At 64.4% G+C, this 18,051-nt stretch carries 15 protein-coding genes; 9 read left to right on the top strand and 6 right to left on the bottom strand.

The window, feature by feature from the left end; translation table 11 throughout:
- Positions 1-205: 205 nt before the first annotated feature.
- A complete protein-coding gene (locus EDE08_RS26315; protein ID WP_131871669.1) occupies positions 206-1,783 on the bottom strand; it encodes a cation:proton antiporter in 1,578 nt (525 codons plus the stop codon).
- Between the two features lie 96 nt (positions 1,784-1,879).
- Between EDE08_RS26315 and EDE08_RS26310 the strand changes: the two genes are divergently transcribed.
- From EDE08_RS26310 to EDE08_RS26285, 6 genes are all read left to right on the top strand, one after another.
- Positions 1,880-2,638, top strand: coding sequence for a tetratricopeptide repeat protein (locus EDE08_RS26310; protein WP_131871668.1), 759 nt, complete (start codon positions 1,880-1,882; stop codon positions 2,636-2,638).
- Between the two features lie 261 nt (positions 2,639-2,899).
- Complete coding sequence (locus tag EDE08_RS26305; RefSeq protein ID WP_131871667.1) at positions 2,900-4,285, top strand: tetratricopeptide repeat protein; 1,386 nt, start codon at positions 2,900-2,902, stop codon at positions 4,283-4,285.
- Between the two features lie 271 nt (positions 4,286-4,556).
- Positions 4,557-6,479, top strand: a complete 1,923-nt coding sequence (locus tag EDE08_RS26300; protein ID WP_131871666.1) for a propionyl-CoA synthetase — start codon at positions 4,557-4,559, stop codon at positions 6,477-6,479.
- A gap of 231 nt (positions 6,480-6,710) precedes the next feature.
- Complete coding sequence (locus EDE08_RS26295) at positions 6,711-6,980, top strand: hypothetical protein (RefSeq protein ID WP_131871665.1); 270 nt, start codon at positions 6,711-6,713, stop codon at positions 6,978-6,980.
- A gap of 248 nt (positions 6,981-7,228) precedes the next feature.
- On the top strand, positions 7,229-7,957 hold the full coding sequence (locus EDE08_RS26290; RefSeq protein WP_131871664.1) for an OmpW/AlkL family protein: 729 nt from the start codon (positions 7,229-7,231) through the stop codon (positions 7,955-7,957).
- 236 nt (positions 7,958-8,193) lie between these two features.
- On the top strand, positions 8,194-9,894 hold the full coding sequence (locus EDE08_RS26285; RefSeq protein WP_165936188.1) for a tannase/feruloyl esterase family alpha/beta hydrolase: 1,701 nt from the start codon (positions 8,194-8,196) through the stop codon (positions 9,892-9,894).
- Positions 9,895-9,990: 96 nt separating this feature from the next.
- Here EDE08_RS26285 and EDE08_RS26280 read toward each other — a convergent pair whose 3' ends face one another.
- On the bottom strand, positions 9,991-10,686 hold the full coding sequence (locus EDE08_RS26280) for a DUF1013 domain-containing protein (protein ID WP_165936187.1): 696 nt from the start codon (positions 10,684-10,686) through the stop codon (positions 9,991-9,993).
- 265 nt (positions 10,687-10,951) lie between these two features.
- On the opposite strand from EDE08_RS26280, the gene ispH reads away from it, so the two are divergent.
- From ispH to rnhA, 3 genes are read left to right on the top strand one after another with little or no spacing between them, the layout of a single operon-like run.
- A complete protein-coding gene (ispH, locus tag EDE08_RS26275) occupies positions 10,952-11,920 on the top strand; it encodes a 4-hydroxy-3-methylbut-2-enyl diphosphate reductase (RefSeq protein ID WP_131871661.1) in 969 nt (322 codons plus the stop codon).
- 6 nt (positions 11,921-11,926) lie between these two features.
- Positions 11,927-12,910: a homoserine kinase gene (locus tag EDE08_RS26270; RefSeq protein ID WP_131871660.1), complete on the top strand. Its 984-nt coding sequence runs from the start codon at positions 11,927-11,929 to the stop codon at positions 12,908-12,910.
- Positions 12,907-13,371, top strand: coding sequence for a ribonuclease HI (gene rnhA / locus EDE08_RS26265; protein ID WP_131871659.1), 465 nt, complete (start codon positions 12,907-12,909; stop codon positions 13,369-13,371). The genes EDE08_RS26270 and rnhA overlap by 4 nt, the downstream gene beginning before the upstream one ends.
- A gap of 88 nt (positions 13,372-13,459) precedes the next feature.
- Here rnhA and EDE08_RS26260 read toward each other — a convergent pair whose 3' ends face one another.
- The 4 genes from EDE08_RS26260 to EDE08_RS26245 all read right to left on the bottom strand — a co-directional run bounded on the left by EDE08_RS26260 (position 13,460) and on the right by EDE08_RS26245 (position 18,032).
- On the bottom strand, positions 13,460-13,945 hold the full coding sequence (locus tag EDE08_RS26260) for a peroxiredoxin (RefSeq protein ID WP_061881123.1): 486 nt from the start codon (positions 13,943-13,945) through the stop codon (positions 13,460-13,462).
- Positions 13,946-14,052: 107 nt separating this feature from the next.
- Complete coding sequence (locus tag EDE08_RS26255; RefSeq protein ID WP_131871658.1) at positions 14,053-14,607, bottom strand: DUF924 family protein; 555 nt, start codon at positions 14,605-14,607, stop codon at positions 14,053-14,055.
- Between the two features lie 15 nt (positions 14,608-14,622).
- Positions 14,623-16,308: a long-chain fatty acid--CoA ligase gene (locus tag EDE08_RS26250; protein WP_131871657.1), complete on the bottom strand. Its 1,686-nt coding sequence runs from the start codon at positions 16,306-16,308 to the stop codon at positions 14,623-14,625.
- Positions 16,309-16,499: 191 nt separating this feature from the next.
- Positions 16,500-18,032, bottom strand: a complete 1,533-nt coding sequence (locus EDE08_RS26245; protein ID WP_131871656.1) for a D-alanyl-D-alanine carboxypeptidase family protein — start codon at positions 18,030-18,032, stop codon at positions 16,500-16,502.
- Positions 18,033-18,051: the final 19 nt, after the last annotated feature.

Below are 18,051 nucleotides of genomic sequence, written 5' to 3'. Positions count from 1 at the left end.
CCGGACAAGCGCGCCTTAAGCGCGCGCCGATCCGGAACCCATAATCACCGGGTCACGCTTGGGGCAGGCTGGTCACTCCGAGTCTTCGTCAAACCCCTCCCTGTGGCTATGGATCCCGGATCTGCTCTCCGCTCCAGTCAACGCTGCGCGTTGTCTGGCGCTTCGCTTGTCCGGGACGACACCGAGTTTGTATCGCGGAGTTGCGTCATCCGCCCGCGCTCAATTCCGCGCGATCGAGCTCTTCCTCCAGCCGATGAAACGCGTCGTCGCCGATCACCTCGGTGGCGCGGAGATCGAAGATCGCTTTGCGTGCGGCCTCGATGGCGCGGCGGCGCAGGGGGTCGGCGGGCAATTCGCCGCTGGCGATTCCACCGTTCGGATCGGTCTCGGCCTGCATCAGGATGGCGCGATATTCGAGCCGCAGGATTTCCGCCTCCTCCGACGGATCGCTCTCGATCGCATCGAGCGCTGCGCGATAGGCGACCGCGCGCCCGCGCGCGACCTCGACGCCGACCGGATCATCGTCCTCGAGGTTGAAGGCGAGGATCAGCGGCCGCAGCGTCAGGCCCTGGATGATGAGCGATCCCAGCACCACCGCAAAGGCGATGAAGACGATGAAGTCGCGATGGGGAAAACCCTCCGGCAGGGCAAAGGCGGTCGCGAGCGTGACGAGGCCGCGCATGCCGCACCAGGAGATGATGAGGCCGCCCTTGGGCGAAGCGATCTGCTTCGGATCCTTCGGATGATAGAGTCCGTTTGCGATCAGCACGCGCAGGGTCGTGCGATAGAACGTCACCCAGCCGAGGCGTACCAGGATTACCGTGAGCAGGATCCAGGCGGCAGCCACGCAATATTCCCAGCGCACGTCGGCATCGAGCCGCGTCCAGATCGGCCGCATCTGCATGCCGATCAGCATGAAGGCGAGGACGTTGAGCACGAACACCATCGTCTCCCACACCGCATAGGACGGCACCCGCAGCCGGGCCGGCATGCGCGCCGGCGCGGTGCGCGCGAGGGCGATGGCGTAGATCACGATGGTGAGGATGCCGGACAGGCCGAGATGCTCGGCACCGATCCAGATCATGAAGGTGGTGGCGAACTGAACGATGATCGCGCTCGGGGCTTCCGTCACGCGCTCCATCATGGGCGCGATGATGCGTGCTGCGACAAGGCCGCCGATGACGCTGCCGACCAGCGCCAGCGCCATGGTCGGTGCGACCTGGCTCCATGTCAGATGCTGGGTGGCGACCGCGCCGACCGCGATGCGATAGATCAGAAGCGCGCTGGCGTCGTTGAGCAGGCTCTCGCCCTCCAGCACCTTCACCATGCGGTGAGGCAGCTTCACCTGGCTCAGGATCGCGACGGCAGCGGCCGCATCCGGCGGCGCCACGATCGCGCCGAGCGCGACCGCGGCGGCCCAGGGCATGTCGGGCATCAGCCGGTGCGCGACATAGGCCACGGCGGCCGTGGTCAGGCCGACTGCGGCGACCACCAGGGTCGAGACCGGAACCCAGTTGTTGCGCAGATCGCGCAGCGAGGTGTCGAAGGCGGCATCGAGCAGGACCGGTGCGACAAAAAGGGCCAAGGCGAGGTCCGGCTCCAGCGCCCAGGACGGACTGGACGGCACGAAGGCGATCAGAGCGCCACCGATGGCGAGAAAGGTCGGGTAGGGGACCTTGATCCGCCGCGCGAGCGCCGATAAGGCAACAGCGCCGAGCAGAAGCGCGATGATCCATTCGAATGTCGACACGATGATCCCCGAGACCGACCTGAGCGGCGCCACAAGCTAGCACCAATCCGGCCGTATGATGGATAGTGCAGCGTCAAGGCAAGACCTTTAGACAAGATCCTGAGACAAGACCCTCCGACAGCAACGAGCATGCGTTCTTTCATTCACCTGTTCGGCGCCGGGCTGCTCTACGCACTCTCGCTCGCCCCGGCCGATGCTGCGACCGGCGGCGAGTCGATTGCGGTGACGCAGGTCGATGTCGAGCTCTGCCTTGCGGCGACCGCGGCCGACGACATGGACAAGGCGGGCACCGCCTGCGCCGCCGTGATCGACGATGAGAAGACGGCGAAGGAGGACCTGATCAAGGTGCTGATCGCGCGCGGCGCACTGCTGGCGAGGCACGACCAGGTCGACCGTGCCATCGCCGACGATAGCCGTGCTCTTGAGCTCGATCCGGGCCTTGCGGATGTCTTCAACGCACGCGGCGAGCTCTGGCTGAAGAAGGACGACAAGCCCAAGGCGGTGCAGGATTTCGGCGCAGCACTCAAGATCGATCCGAACCATGCGAAGGCCAGGGCCAATCACAAGGCGATGGCGCGCGAGCTCGAGCGGATCGGCGCGCAGATGGCGGTTGCCGGCAAGCCCAGCTTCAATTGCGCGCGAGCGCGCCGCGCGGTTGAAAGGGCGATCTGCGGCAATCGCGAGCTTGCCGATCTCGACCGGGAGATTTTTGCAGCGAACGCGCGCGTGATCCGCGCGGCGCGCAATGCGGATGAAGCAAAGGCACTCCAGCGCGAACAGGATGAATTCATCGCGCGCCGAAATGCCGGCTTCGGCCGACCGGGCTATGATCTCAAGAAGGCGATGCAGGAGCGATTGCAGAAGCTGAACGGGGTGGATGGGTATTGAGCTCTTCGCCTCTCCCCGCAAGCGGCAGGGCAATCGCATATGCATTTCACGGGGATCGTCCGAGGGCTTGCTCCGCCTCTCCCGCTTGCGGGAGAGGGAGCCCAGTGCCGATGCCGCCGCACCGTGTGCACCATGTGCCATAGCTCCCCGCAAGCGGGGCGAGGGAGAGAGGCGCCGGTGCTCCCCTGACAGCGCCTCATTGAACCCATCCCTTGCCGGCGGCGACAACGGTGAGAACCCGACGTCACGGAGCCCAATGTCATGTGCGGCACTCAAGCCTCCGCGCAAGCGCCTTCGCCCGCCAAAATCTCGCTTCGCGCCTTTTTCCTCAGCGCGGCGATCAGCCTTGTTCTCGCTTCCCCAGCCGCGGCGAGCACAGAGTGCGTGCTGGGCAGCAAGGCTGCCCCGGCAGAGTTGATTCCGGCGTGCAGCGCGATCATCGACAAGACTGCAAATCCAGCCTCCGATCGCAGCGCGGCCCTCGTCGTCCGCGCCGAAGCCAATGCGCGAACCCTTGGAGGGCAATCGCAGGCGCTGCGCGATCTGGACCGCGCCATCGCGCTCGACGGCAGGAACGCAAAGGCCTGGCGCCTGCGCGGCGACCTCCTGCGCGAGGCCGGCGGCGATCTCGGCCGCGCTGCGGCGGATTTGACCAAAGCGATCGAGCTCGATCCGCAGGATGCGGAGGCTTACGAGTCGCGCGGCGTGGTCTACACCAATCAGCGTCGGCTCGACCGCGCGCTCGCCGATTACGACGTGGCGATCAGGCTGAAGCCGGACGATGCGCAGGCCTGGTCCGACCGCGGCGTGACCTATTATCTTGGCGGCGACAACGAAAAGGCGATCAGGAATTTCGACGAGGCGCTGCGGCTCGACCCCAACCGGCCTCGCACCTACACCAACCGCGGCGCGGCCTGGAAGAAGCTCGGCCAGAACGACAAATCGGTTGCCGACAACACCGAGGCCATCAGGCTCGATCCGAAGCAGCCGGAATATTACGACAATCGCGGCCTCGCCTATGCGGCGATGGGCGAGTACGACAAGGCCATCGCCGATTACGACGAAGCGATCCGGCGTGAGCGGCGCGCCAACTTCCTGACCAACCGCGGCGATTCCTACCAGTTCAAGGGCGAGCTAGGGGCGGCGCTGAGCGACTATGATGCCGCGATCGAGCTCGATCCGAATTTTGCGAAGACCTACAACAACCGCGCCGTGCTCTACAAGAAGATGGGCGAGCGCAAGAAGGCGCTGGCGGATTACGAGACGGCGCTGAAGCTTGATCCCGGCAACGAGAATGCAGCCAACGGCCGCCGCGCCATGACCGCCGAGATCGCGAAGTTCGGCGCCGAGCCGCTGCGTCCGCTGAATGCGGCTTCCGGCAACGGCCCGTCGTTCGATTGCGCGACGGCGAAGCGCGAGGTCGAGAAGGTGATCTGCGCCGATCCCCAGCTCGGCGTGCTCGACCGCCGGATCGCCGATGCCTACGCGCGCGTGCTGAAGCTGGCGAACAAGCGCTCGGCCGGCGAATTGCGCAGGACGCAGCGCGATTTCCTCGCCACGCGCAACGCCAGCTTCGGCCGCCCCGACTATGATCTGAAGAAGATCATGCAGCAGCGGTTGCAGAAGCTGAACGCGATGGAAAGCTGAGAAGCGTTCCGCCCTCGTCGTCTCTCCTCGAGTCGAACCGCCACCGTCCTTCCGGAGACCCCTGCCCCCCGCAAGCGGGGCGAGAGGGCGCACCGCCCGCGCGGCGGTAGTTGTGTCTTCCCCGAAAGGCCCATCCTTTTGAGCTTGAACCGCGGCCCGTTCCCGCGAAAATAGCTTCACAACAAGGCCGGCAATTGATCCTGGTCATGGCGGGGCGCCTGTCCTGCCACAAGGGTCAAGGGCAGGCGAATAAAGGCACGGGAGCGCGGGAATGAACGTCCAAGGAAACGCCGACGGCAAAAGTCGTTATCATGAGGTCCATGCGCGCTCGCTGGCCGATCCCGCCGGCTTCTGGGCCGAGGCGGCGAAGGAGATCGACTGGATCGAGCCTCCGACCAGGATCTTCGATCCCTCGCAAGGAACCTACGGCCGCTGGTTCGCCGGCGGCGTCGTCAACAGCTGCTACAACGCGCTCGACCGCCATGTCGAACGCGGCCGCGCCGACCAGGTCGCGCTGATCCATGATTCGCCGCTGACCAATTCGGTCACCAAGTTCACCTATGCCGAACTGCTGAGCGAGGTCCAGGCGCTCGCCGCCGTCATGCAGGACTTCGGGGTCGCCAAGGGCGACCGTGTCATCCTCTACATGCCGATGGTGCCGGAAGCGGTGGTCGCGATGCTGGCCTGCGCGCGCATCGGCGCGGTGCACTCGGTCGTGTTCGGGGGCTTTGCGGCGAAAGAGCTCGCCACCCGCATCGACGACGCGCAGCCGAAGCTGATCCTTTCCGCAAGCTGCGGCATCGAGCCCGGCCGTATCGTGCACTACAAGCCGCTGCTCGACGAGGCGATCAGGCTCGCCGGCAGCAAGCCGAAAGCCTGCATCGTGCTGCAGCGTCCGCAGCTCACCTGCGAGATGACGCCAAGCCGCGACTATGACTGGGCCAGCCTGCGCCGCAAGGCGCTGAACGACGGCAAGAGCGCTCCTTGCGTGCCCGTCGCCGCCACCGATCCGCTCTACATCCTCTACACCTCGGGCACGACCGGCGTGCCGAAGGGCGTCGTGCGCGACAATGGCGGGCATCTCGTCGCGGTGAAATGGTCGATGTTCAACCTCTATGGCGTCAAGCCGGGCGAGGTCTGGTGGTGCGGCTCCGACATCGGCTGGGTGGTCGGCCACAGCTACATCGTCTACGGACCGCTGTTTCATGGCGCGACCACGATCATATACGAGGGCAAGCCCGTCGGCACGCCCGATGCCGGCGCGTTCTGGCGCGTGATCTCCGAGCACAAGGCGGTGGCCTTCTTCACCGCTCCGACCGCATTCCGCGCCATCCGCAAGGACGATCCGGAGGGAAAATTCATCCGGCAGTACGACCTCTCCAAATTCCGCACGCTGTTCCTTGCCGGCGAGCGCGCCGATCCGCCGACGGTGGAGTGGGCGGAGCAGCAGCTGAAGGTGCCGGTGATCGACCATTGGTGGCAGACCGAGACCGGCTGGTGCATCGCCGGCAATCCGGTCGGGCTCGGCATGCTGCCCGTGAAGCACGGCTCGCCAACGGTGCCGATGCCGGGCTACCAGGTCGATGTCGTCGATGAAGCGGCAAAGCCGGTCGGCGCCAACACCATGGGCTCGATCGTCATCAAGCTGCCGATGCCGCCGGGCTGTCTGCCGACGCTGTGGAATCAGGACGAGCGCTTCAAGGAAGCCTACCTCAGCGAATTCCCCGGCTATTACAAAACCTCTGATGCCGGCTACAAGGACGAGGACGGCTATGTCTTCGTCATGGGCCGCACCGACGACATCATCAACGTCGCCGGCCATCGGCTCTCCACCGGTGGCATGGAAGAGATTTTGGCCTCGCATCCCGACGTTGCCGAATGCGCCGTGCTCGGCGTCAAGGACGCGATCAAGGGGGAGGTACCCTGCGGCTTCCTGGTGCTGAAAGCGGGCGTGAAGCGCCCGCCCGCCGAGATCGAGAAGGAGATCATCGCATTGGTGCGCGACAAGCTCGGCCCGGTCGCCGCCTTCAAGCTCGCCATCACCGTCGGCCGTCTGCCCAAGACGCGTTCCGGAAAGATCCTGCGCGGAACCATCAAGAAAATCGCCGACGGCGAATCCTGGACCATGCCGGCGACCATCGAGGATCCCAAGGCGCTCGAGGAGATCGGGGAGGCGCTGAAGGGGAGGGTGTGAGGCTAACGCCATTTGCCCGCGAGGCGTGACGCCGTCCCACCAATTGCTGCTGTCATCGCCCGCGAAGGCGGGCGATCCAGTATTCCAGAGACGGTGAGGTTGGAGCCGAGAGGCCGCGGCGTACTGGATTCCCCGCCTTCGCGGGGAATGACCGCGAACGGGGAGCGGCGTCCAGGGACTTACATTCTCCGCATTCCGCGCTAAACAGTGCCGGCCAACAAGGGACCCCTGATGCCGCTTTCCGCCGCGCCGCGCCTGCTGATCGCCTTAGCTCTCGCCATCGTTCTCTCCGCCTGCTCCGCGCGCTACCAGACGCCGGTGGCGATGGGCGGCGACGATGATGACGCGGTCTGCCAGAGCCGGGGCTATGTGCAGGGCTCGCCGGAATACGCGGCCTGCCGCAAGGACCGTGACGTCCAGCGCAATGCTGCCATTGCCCGCGCCGACCGCCGCCAGCGCGATCTCGGCGAGTACATGCTGAACAATCCCGTGCGGCCGTAGCGGTCTGAGCGCGTTTGCACGTGCCGAACTGAAGCGATCGCGGTTCTCCGCGGCCATTGTCGCGCGCCCCACTCAACTACCGTGCAAGTCCCTCGCATTGTCGTCTACCGTGGCAGATGTGCAACGCCGGACCTGATTCATGGCGCGTCAGTCCAATTTTGATTCAGGTCAAATCCGAGGGCGCCTGGTTTCTGCTCTGACAGCTGTGATCGCGCAACGGGGCGCGCATGGCTCTCAAGGGGAATTCAATGCGAAGGACTATTCGGAACACCGCACGGATCGCAGTGCTCGCCGCTGCATTCGGCGGCGCGCTTGCATCGGCGCAAGCTGCGGATCTGCCGGTTTATACCAAGGCGCCGCCGGCGGTGGAGGCCTGGAATCCCTGGATGATCCGTCTGCGCGTGCTCGGCGTCTTGCCGGACGGCGGTAGTAGCACGGTCAATGTCGCGGGTGTGCCTGCGCTGTCCTCGCCGAACTCGGGCCTTCATATCAGCGACCAGGTCGTTCCCGAGCTCGACATCTCCTATTTCTTCACGCCGAACATCGCGGCCGAATTGATTCTCGGCGTCACGCGGCATCACCTCACCGGATCTGGCACGCTCCAGGGGCTCGATATCGGCAAGACCACGCTGCTGCCGCCGACGCTCACCCTACAATACCACTTCACCAATTTCGGCGCCTTCAAGCCTTATATCGGCGCCGGGGTGAACTACACCGTGTTCTTCAACAATTCGGCGTCCAACATTCCGTTCGGCGGCCTTGCCGTCACCAACCTGCATGTCAGCAACGCCTGGGGCGGCGCCGTGCAATTCGGCTTCGACTACATGTTTGACAAGCATTGGGGCCTCAACGTGGACGTGAAGAAGCTGTGGCTCCAGCCGAACTACTCGGCCACGGTCAACGGCGCGATCCCGGTCACCGGCACCGCGCATATCGATCCGTGGCTGGTCGGCGCGGGTGTGACGTACAAGTTCTGAGCTCGCAGTCCGCGAGTACAGGCAATCATCCTGGCCTGGCCGAGAGCTTCGGGCCTCGGCCGGGTAGGAGCGGCGGCGTTAGCCAACGCCGATATGCCTGTCTCGATCGTGCGTGCTCACGACGGCAGCATTTGTTTGCCTGCAAATGATGTCGTTTGCCTACAAATGATATTTGACAGTGTGGACGGTCCGCAAGACATTTGGTCGTCGAACGACGGGATCGAATGCGAGGGCCAATGAAGTTGAAAACGCGTCCTCTGGTAAGTGCCTTTGCCTGCTTCTTCCTCGCGAATGCTTCAGAGAAGGCGCTTTCGGCGCCGGCCGAATGCTCGCTGGAGTCGCTACGGGCGTTGGCGCCGTCTGACGTAAGGATCACTGAGGTTAACTGGCGTGATACTGAGAGCCTGTGCTTTGTTGCAGGATCGGTGAAGACGACCGGCCAAGGGGCGCCCGATGGCAATGCCCTGTTCCAGCTGCGCTTGCCATCCGGCTGGAATGGAAAATTCCTCTTCGTCGGCGTCGGTGGCTTGGCGGGCGGCCTGTTCGAAAACAACCTGTCAGCAAATGAGACGGATATCGCGGTGGCGACTGCCGATCATTATGCTGTGGCGATCACAGATCAGGGACACACCGCGTCAGGTCTTGACGCCGCCTGGGCCCTGTCCGCGCCGGGTCGGCCCAATGAGGCAAAGCTTGCAGACTACTACTTTCGGGCCACGCATATTGTGACCATCGCGGCTAAGGCGATCACCAAGGGCTACTTCGACGCCGAGATCAAGCGATCCTATTTCGATGGCTGCTCGAACGGCGGACGGCAGGGGATGGTCGAAGCGACCCGCTTTCCCGAAGATTACGACGGCATCATCGCCGGAGCGCCGTTCTTCGACATATCCTCTATGCTGCCGATTATGAAATTTCAGAAGCAGCAATTGTCAGACGTGCGGGCCCACATACCTGCAGCCATGCTGCCGAAGATCGACAAGGCGGTTCGCGCCAGCTGCGATGCGCTAGACGGTGTTCGGGACGGCCTGATCCAGAACCCCGCTGCCTGCGGTTTCGATCCCGCCACGATGATTTGCAGGGCTGGCAGCGAGGCTGATTGCCTGACCTCCGAACAAGCGACATCGCTTCGCACTTATTTCACGGCCGTGCATGATGAAAACGGACGGCTTGTCTATCCCGGCTATTCGCCTACGGATATGGAAGGCCAGTTTGCGCTTTTCATGGGCGGAAACACTCCTCCGATCGACATCAATGCCGCGGAGCCCTGGGGCAACAAGGGCTTTGCACCGGCGCCGCTCGAATGGGCATTTTCCGATCATATCGTTCAGCACATCGTGATGCGGAATCCCGACTTCAATGTGAGGGAATTCGGAGTGAAGACCGACGGACGCGTCAAATCCGAAGATCTCGCGCTGTTTCTCGCTCGAACCCAAGGCGGAAATGGCAATCAGCTCGACGCGATCAACGCCTTTCTCGACGCAGGACGCAAGCTCATCCTCTATCACGGCATGTCCGATCACGCCCTTAGCCCGTTTCGAACTGTCCGCTACTACGAAGACCTCGCCAAGCACCGCGGCGGTTACGACGAGTTGAAGAAGAGTGCGCGCTTCTTCGCAGTCCCGGGGATGCAGCACTGTCGAGGCGGCCCAGGGCCCAGCCGCTTTGACACGCTCTCGGCGCTGGACGCATGGATCGAAAAGGGAACACCTCCGGAAGCAATCAACGCGGCCACCCCCGTCAGCCCTCCTGGCCAATCTGGCTCCGAAGCGCGCGCGATGCCGCTCTGTTCCTACCCAACCATGGCTGCCTACGACGGATCAGGTCCAGTCAAGGATGCGACCAGTTGGTCGTGCAAGCCGAATGAGAAGATGTTGGAGATCGGACCCGTCGGGTTGGCGGCTGGCCTGCGAACCGCTTCGACCATTATACCCTGAGCGTCAGGACCGCGCGGAGGAACCGCGGAGGCGCGAAGAAAATGCGGCAGGGTTACCCCTGTCGCACTCGTTTAGTGTCCAGCGGTGGGAGGAAACTCACTCCTCTTCTTCGTCGTGCTTCTTGCCGCCGAGCGTCTTCAGCTTGGCGAACACGGCGTCGACATTGAGATCGTCGCTGGACTTTTCCGCAGGCTCGTACTCGTCCTTGCGGGTAGTCTCGGAGGCCGGCAGCAGGGTCGCGCCGCCATAGGTTGCGTCGATCGGCTTTTCCTTGGCGGCGCGCTGCACCTCGAAATCGAGCTCGATCTGCGAGCAGAGGCCCAGCGTGACGGGGTCGATCGGGGTGAGCTGGGACGTGTTCCAGTGGGTGCGGTCGCGCACGCTGGCAATGGTGCTCTTGGTGGTGCCGACCAGCCGCATGATCTGGGCGTCCTTGAGTTCCGGATGGCTGCGCAGCAGCCAGAGGATGGCGCTCGGACGCTCGTGGCGGCGCGAGACAGGGGTGTAGCGGGGGCCTTTGCGCTTGGGTTGGGGCGGCAGCACCACCTTGCTCTCCTGCAGGCGGAGCCGGTAATCCGGGTTCTTCTCGCCCTTCTCGATCTCCTCGCGGGTCAGCTGGCCGTTGGAGAGCGGATCCATGCCCTTGATGCCCTGGGCGGCGTCGCCGTCGGCGATCGCGCGGACCTCGAGGGGGTGCATCTTGGTGAAATCGGCGACCTGGTCGAAGGTCAGCGCGGTGTTGTCGAGCAGCCAGACGGCGGTCGCCTTGGGCATCAGAGGTGCGTTGCTCATGGCAAATCTCCTTTGTGCTTCGCCCACCCCTCTGGAGGCGAAACCGGTGGTCATCAGCGATGACAGGGAATTCGCGCTATATAAGCCGGGAGGGGGCAGCCACGCAATGGTTCTGCTATAGATAGTGCCTTGACACCGCCCGAAAGGGGGCCCAATTCCCTTTGAACCGCTGTAGGGTTCAAGCCGACCGTTTTAAGCCCCTGTTCAATCCATCGACCGCCCCCGCCAGAAGGCGAAACGGGTGATTCGGTCCCGAGATCGCTCAATGTCAGCCAAACCAGACCTCAAGATCGTGCTTTGTTCTCCCCGCGGCTTCTGTGCCGGCGTGGTCCGGGCGATCGACACCGTGGAACGGGCGCTCGATAAATACGGCGCGCCTGTCTATGTTCGCCACGAGATTGTGCACAATAAGTACGTCGTCGACGGGTTGAAGAAGAAGGGTGCTATCTTCGTCGAGGAACTGGCTGAAATCCCCGAAAACGCCACCGCACCGGTGGTATTCTCGGCCCACGGCGTGCCGAAGTCGGTTCCGGCTGACGCCCAGTCCCGCAATCTGTTCTCGCTGGATGCGACCTGCCCGCTGGTGACCAAGGTCCACCGCGAGGCCGCGATTCATTTCAAGCGCGGCCGCGAGATCTTCCTGATCGGTCACTCCCACCATCCCGAGGTGGTTGGCACGCTCGGCCAGCTTCCGCCCGGTGCCGTGACCCTGATCGAGACCGCCGAGGACGCCAAGACGATCACGCCGAAGGACCCCAACAACCTCGCCTTCGTGACCCAGACCACGCTGTCGATCGACGACACAGCGGAGATCGTGGCGCTGCTCAAGGAGCGCTTCCCGAACATCAACGGTCCGCACAAGGAAGACATCTGCTACGCCACCACCAACCGCCAGCTCGCGGTGAAGAAGGTGGCGCCGGTGGTGGACGCGCTGATCGTGGTCGGTGCGCCGAATTCGTCGAACTCGCAGCGCCTGCGCGAGGTTGCCGAGCGCGAGGGCTGCAAGATCGCGGTGCTGGCGCAGCGCGCCACCGACATCGACTGGACCAGGTTCGGCAACATCGCCAGTCTCGGCATCACGGCGGGCGCCTCTGCGCCCGAAGTGATCGTCGAGGAGATCATGGACGCCTTCGCCGAGCGCTACACGCTGCATGTGGAGACGGTCTCGGCCGCGGAGGAGAACGAGTTCTTCCCGCTGCCGCGTCAGGTGCGCCCCGAAGCTGCCGCCGAGTAGACCTCTATGGCGGTCTACACCGACGTCGCCGCCGACGAGCTTGCGGATTTCCTGAAACAATACGATCTCGGCGAATTGCTCTCCTACAAGGGCATCGCCGAGGGTGTCGAGAATTCCAACTTCCTGCTGCACACCAGCAAGGGCTCGTTCATTCTCACGCTCTACGAAAAGCGCGTGGCGAAGAACGATCTGCCGTTCTTCCTCGCGCTGATGACGCATCTGGCCGAGCACGGTGTCAATTGTCCGCTGCCTGTGAAGGCGAAAGACGGCGAGGCGCTGCGCGAGCTGGCAGGCCGGCCCGCGGCAATCATCACCTTTCTCGAAGGCGTCTGGCCGCGCAAGCCGAACGCGACGCATTGCGCCGGGGTCGGGGACGGGCTGGCGAAACTGCATCTGGCGGGCGCGAACTTTGCGATCAAGCGCACCAATGCGCTATCGGTTTCCGGCTGGCGGCCGTTGTTCGACGCGGCTTCAGGCCGCGCCGACGAGGTGCAGCCGGGCTTGCGCGACTTTCTTGCCGCCGAGCTCGATCATCTCTCGAGCGGCGTCTGGCCGTCCAATCTGCCGGAGGGCGTGATCCACGCCGACCTCTTCAACGACAACGTCTTCTTCCTCGGCGACAAGCTCTCGGGCATCATCGACTTCACCTTCGCCTGCAACGACATGCTGGCCTATGACGTCGCGATCTGCCTCAACGCCTGGTGCTTCGAGCCGGATCACTCCTTCAACGTCACCAAGGCGCGCGCTTTTCTCAACGCCTATGGCCGGGTGCGCAAGCTCTCCGAGACCGAAGAGGCGGCGCTGCCGCTGCTGGCGCGCGGCGCCGCGATCCGCTTCCTGCTGACGCGGCTGGTCGATTGGCTCAACGTGCCGCCGGGCGCGCTGGTCAGGCCGAAGGATCCCCTGGAATATTTCCGCAAGCTGCGCTTCCACCAGAGCGTGACGAGTGCGCGGGACTATGGGCTAACCCCGTCGGGGCTGGTGGCGTGAGCGAGCTTCCCAATGTCACGATCTATACCGACGGCGCCTGCTCGGGAAATCCCGGGCCGGGCGGCTGGGGCGCGATCCTGAGGTTCGGCGACAAGGAAAAGGAGCTGAACGGCGGCCAGCCGCACACCACCAACAACCAGATGGAATTGATGGCGGCGATCTCGGCGCTCGAAGCGCTGAAGAGGCCGTGCACGGTCGATCTCTACACCGACAGCCAGTATGTCCGGCAGGGCATCACCGGCTGGATCTTCGGCTGGAAGCGCAACGGCTGGCGCACCGCCGACAAGAAGCCGGTGAAGAATGTCGAGCTATGGCAGCGCCTCGACGCCGCGCTGAAGCAGCACGAGGTCCGCTGGCACTGGGTCAAGGGCCACGCCGGCCACCCCGAGAACGAGCGCGCCGATCAGCTCGCGCGCGAGGGCGTCGCGATGGCGCGCTTGCAGCAGCGGGTGAGGGAGTAGAGTTTTTGTTTCGTCATTCCGGGGCGGTGCAAAGCACCGAACCCGGAATCTCGAGATTCCGGGTTCGCGCCCCGGAATGACATCATTCTTACAGCTGCCCGAGCAGCGTATCCCCGCCGGAGACTTCGACCTTGCCGGGCATCGCCTCGAGGTTCAGTTTCTTGACCACGCCGTCCTCGATCAGCATCGAATAGCGCTTGGAGCGGATGCCGAGGCCGTTGGCGGAGGCGTCCAGCTCCATGCCGATCGCCTTGGTGAAGTCGGCGTTGCCATCGGCGAGAAAGACGGCCTCGTCGCGCTGGTCGGTGTCGCGCTTCCAGGCGTTCATGACGAAGGCGTCGTTGACGGAGATGATAGCGATGGTGTCGACGCCCTTGTCCTTGATGGCATAGGCGTTGAGGAAGATGCTCGGCAGATGCATCTTGTGGCAGGTGCCGGTATAGGCGCCGGGCACCGCGAACAGCGCCACCTTCTTGCCCTTGAAGATGTCGTCGGTGGTCTTCACCTGCGGGCCTTCCGCCGTCATCACGCGGAATTTCGCCTCGGGCAGCTTGTCGCCAATCTGGATCGCCATCGTCAGTCTCCCTGAAAATCGGTCCCGCTTTTTAGACCGGGCGGCCGGCCTGCACAATATTGCCGGCGGGGAAAGCGGCAGGGCCTGTGGCTTTCACCGTGATGTCATCAGCCCGCAAATCCGCCGCCGTCGAGGAAGGCCTGCTCTTCCTCGGTGGTGTCGCGGCCGAGGATGCGGTTGCGGTGGGGGAAGCGGCCGAACCGCTGGATGATGTCGGCGTGATCCCGCGCGTATTTCTGGTTTTCGGTATTGTCGGTGTTCTGGAACAGCGCGATGCAGTGCAATTGGTCGGGCAGGTGCTCGGAATGCATGAAGGGCAAATAGAGGAATTCGAGCAGGATGAGGTCGATCCTGCGATCAACGCCCCGATCGATGGCACGGCGGGCGACGTCGCGCGCCAGCGCGTCGCTGGCAAAGGCTTGCCGCGTGCCGCGGAACATGTTGCGGGGAAACTGGTCGAGCACGATGACGAGCGCGAGCGCGCCGTCGTCGCTCGCCTCCCACGATGCCAGCTCGCCAGCGGCCGCTCTCTGCCACAGCGAGAGAAAGCGGCGTCTTATCTCCGCATCGAAAGCATCGCTGCGCTCGTACCAGCGTTCGCGCCCGGCCTCTCGCCAGAAGGCGAGAACGCCTGATGGCGTGATGTCGCGGGCGTCAGCCATGAACGGAGGCGCGCGTTACGCCGCCTCCGCCTTCTTCTCGTCGCGGAGCTGCCTGCGCAGGATCTTGCCGACATTGGTCTTCGGCAGGTCGGTGCGGAATTCGATGTGCTTGGGCACCTTGTAGCCGGTCAGCTGCTCGTGACAGAACGCGATCACGGCCTCGGCGGTGAGGTTCGGGTCTTTCCTCACGACGAAGGCCTTCACTGCCTCGCCGGACTTGGAATCGGGGATGCCGATCACGGCGCATTCGAGCACGCCCGGATGGCTCGCGATCACTTCCTCGACCTCGTTGGGATAGACGTTGAAGCCGGAGACCAGGATCATGTCCTTCTTGCGGTCGACGATCTTGGTGTAGCCCTTCTCGTCCATGATGCCGATGTCGCCGGTGCGGAAATAGCCGTCCGCCGTCATGACCTTCGCGGTGTCTTCCGGCCTGTTCCAGTAGCCCGACATCACCTGCGGGCCCTTGGCGCAAATCTCGCCGGGCTGCCCGAGCGGGACCTCGTTGCCGTCGTCGTCGCGGATCGAGATGTAAGTCGATGGCACGGGGATGCCGATCGAGCCGGAGAACTCGGTCGCGGTCGCCGGATTGCAGGTCAACGTCGGCGAGGTCTCCGACAGGCCGTAGCCTTCGGCGATGAAGCAGCCGGTGATCGCCTTCCACTGGTCGGCAACGGGTCGCTGCACCGCCATGCCGCCGCCGTTGGAGATCTTCAGCTTGGAGAAGTCGAGCTTCTTGAAGTCGGGATGATGCATCAGTCCGTTGTAGAGCGTGTTCACGGCCGGGAAGCTGTTGACCTGGTATTTCGCCAGCTCCTTGATGAAGCCGGGAATGTCGCGCGGGTTGGGGATCAGGAGATTGCAGCCGCCGGCGCGCACCGCGAGCAAGTAGCAGGCCGTCAGCGCGAAGATGTGATAGAGCGGCAGCGCGCACACGATCATGAGCTGGTCGACATGCGGCGGCGCGGCGAGCGCCGGCTGCAGCCAGGCGTCGTTCTGCAGGACGTTGGCGACGATGTTGCGATGGAGCAGCGTCGCGCCCTTGGAGACACCGGTGGTGCCGCCGGTATATTGCAGGAAGGCGACGTCGCCCGGCGAGATTTTCGGCTTGTTGAACGTCATGCCGCGGCCGGCCGAGAGCGCGTCGTTGAAGGCCACCGCCCCCGGCAGCGACCAGGCCGGTACCATCTTCTTGACCCGGCGGACGACGAGATTGACGATGATCCCCTTGAAGCCGAGCAGGTCGCCCATGCTGGCGACGATGACGTGCTTCACCTGCGTCTTCGCGATCACCTGCTCGACCGTGTGGGCAAAGTTCTCCAGCACGATGATGGCTTCGGCGCCGGAATCCTTGAGCTGGTGCTCGAGCTCGCGCGGGGTGTAAAGCGGGTTGACGTTCACGACCGCGTATCCGGCGCGCAGCACGGCGGCGGTCGCGACGGGGTACTGCAGTACGTTCGGCATCATGATCGCAACACGGGCGCCGCGCTGGAGCCCGCGGCCCTGCAAGTAAGCGGCGAGCGCGACCGACATCTGGTCGAGGTCGCGATAGCTGATCGACTTGTCCATGCAGATGAACGCCTTGCGGTCGGCGAACTCAGTGAAGCTCTCCTCGAGAAGGTCGACCAGTGATGCGTATTGTGTCGGCTCGATATCGGCGGGCACGCCGGGCGGATATTGCTTGAGCCAGATGCGCTCCATGGAAAACTCCCCTCATTGACCAGAGCCCGTTGTGTCACGGGCTTGCCGCATTGCCGCCAGTATCCTGCCTGCCGGAACTGGTGGCAAGCCGTCGTGGCTTAGGGCAAAGGTCCGGGCGTAGCTACTGGAATCGTCGCAAAGCGCCCTGCCGCGGGTGCGAAACGCGGGCTGCGGTTTAGGCCCGAGGAACGTTAACTGTTGTTCGCCGGCTTGGCGGCTGCGGCCGGCTTGGTCGCGGCCTTGGGCTTGGCGGGCTTGGCCGCCTGATCGCCGCTTGCCGCAGGCTTCTCGGCGGGCTTCGCTGCCGCATCATGCTTGGTCGCGGCATGCTTGGACCCGGCCGGCTTGGCTGCGGTCTTGGCGTCCCCCTTGGCGCTGGATTTGGATTCAGACTTGCCTCCAAGCTTGGCTTCGGACTTGGGGTCCGGCTTCACCGCCGCCGTCTTGGCGTCCTTGCCTGCGTCCTTGTGTCCATCCTTGTTTCCATCCTTGGACTTGTCGGCGTCAGGCTTCTTGGCGACGCGCGACTTCTTGCCACGCGGCTTGGACGCGGCCTGCTGGTCGGCATCGGCCGCGACCGCCGCGATCAGGGCGGCGCCGGTGCGGGTCGGGCCGGTATAGACCAGCACGGGTTCGGCCGCCGCGGGGGCCGAGGCCATCAGCTCGGAAGCCTTCATCATCAGGGGCGGCTGCAGGCCCGCCGTGAAGAAGGTGACCTGGGCTTCTCCACCGGTGGCCGAGGCCGATCCGGTCGCGCCGCCATTGGCCGCAATCAGCGCATCGTCGTCGTCACTGGCCGGCCGCTTGCGGTGGGGCCCGCACATCTCGTCGCGCAGGTTCGGCGGCGAGGCGTCGACCGGCACGAGATTGTCGACGGTGCCGAGCGAGGGGCGCAGCCAGGTGAGGTTGTCCTGAGCGAAGCCACGCTCGAGCAGCTGCGCCGCCTTCACCGCGCGCGCGGTGCCGGAACTGGCGCCGAGCACCACCGCGATCAGCCGGCGGCCGTTGCGTGTGGCCGAGGCGACGAGGTTGTAGCCGGAGGCGCAGATGAAGCCGGTCTTGAAACCGTCGGCGCCGGGATAGCGGCCGATCAGCTTGTTGAAATTGCCGGTGACGCGTTTGCCGAAGCGGATCGCCGGGATGTGTACGAAGTATTCGTATTCCGGCAGGTCGCGCAGGAAGGCGCGCGCCAGGATTCCGAGATCGCGCGCGGACGTGATCTGGCCGTCGGCGGGCAGGCCGTTCGGATTGACGTAGCTCGTTTGCGTCATGCCGAGCTTCCTCGCGGTGTCGTTCATGATCGCGGAGAAGCCGTCGATCGAGCCGCCGACGCCTTCGGCGAGCACCACGGCCATGTCGTTCGCCGACTTGACCATCATCATCTTCAGCGCGTTGTCGACGGTGAGCTGCGTCCCAGGGCGGAAGCCCATCTTCGAGGGCGACTGCGAGGCCGCCGTCGGCGACACTGTGAGCAGCGTGTCGAGCGTCAGCCTGCCGTCCTTGACCGCCTTCAGCGTGACATAGGCAGTCATGATCTTGGTGACGGAGGCCGGATACCAGGGGACGGTCGCGTTGTCCGCCTGCAGCACCTTGCCGCTGTCGGCCTCGATCAGCAGCAGCGCCTCGGCGCTCGCGGCGCGAGGCGCGAGCAATGCGGCGCATGCGAGGCTCGCGGCGAACAGGTTGAACAGCGATTTGCGAAGCAGCGGGCGAAGGGCGTGCACTATCCGATTCCGGTCCTTG

The organism is Bradyrhizobium sp. R2.2-H (assembly GCF_004346455.1).
Taxonomy (GTDB): domain Bacteria; phylum Pseudomonadota; class Alphaproteobacteria; order Rhizobiales; family Xanthobacteraceae; genus Bradyrhizobium; species Bradyrhizobium diversitatis.
Note: the sequence above shows the minus strand (reverse complement) of the source record. Positions and strands in the feature narration are given on the sequence as shown.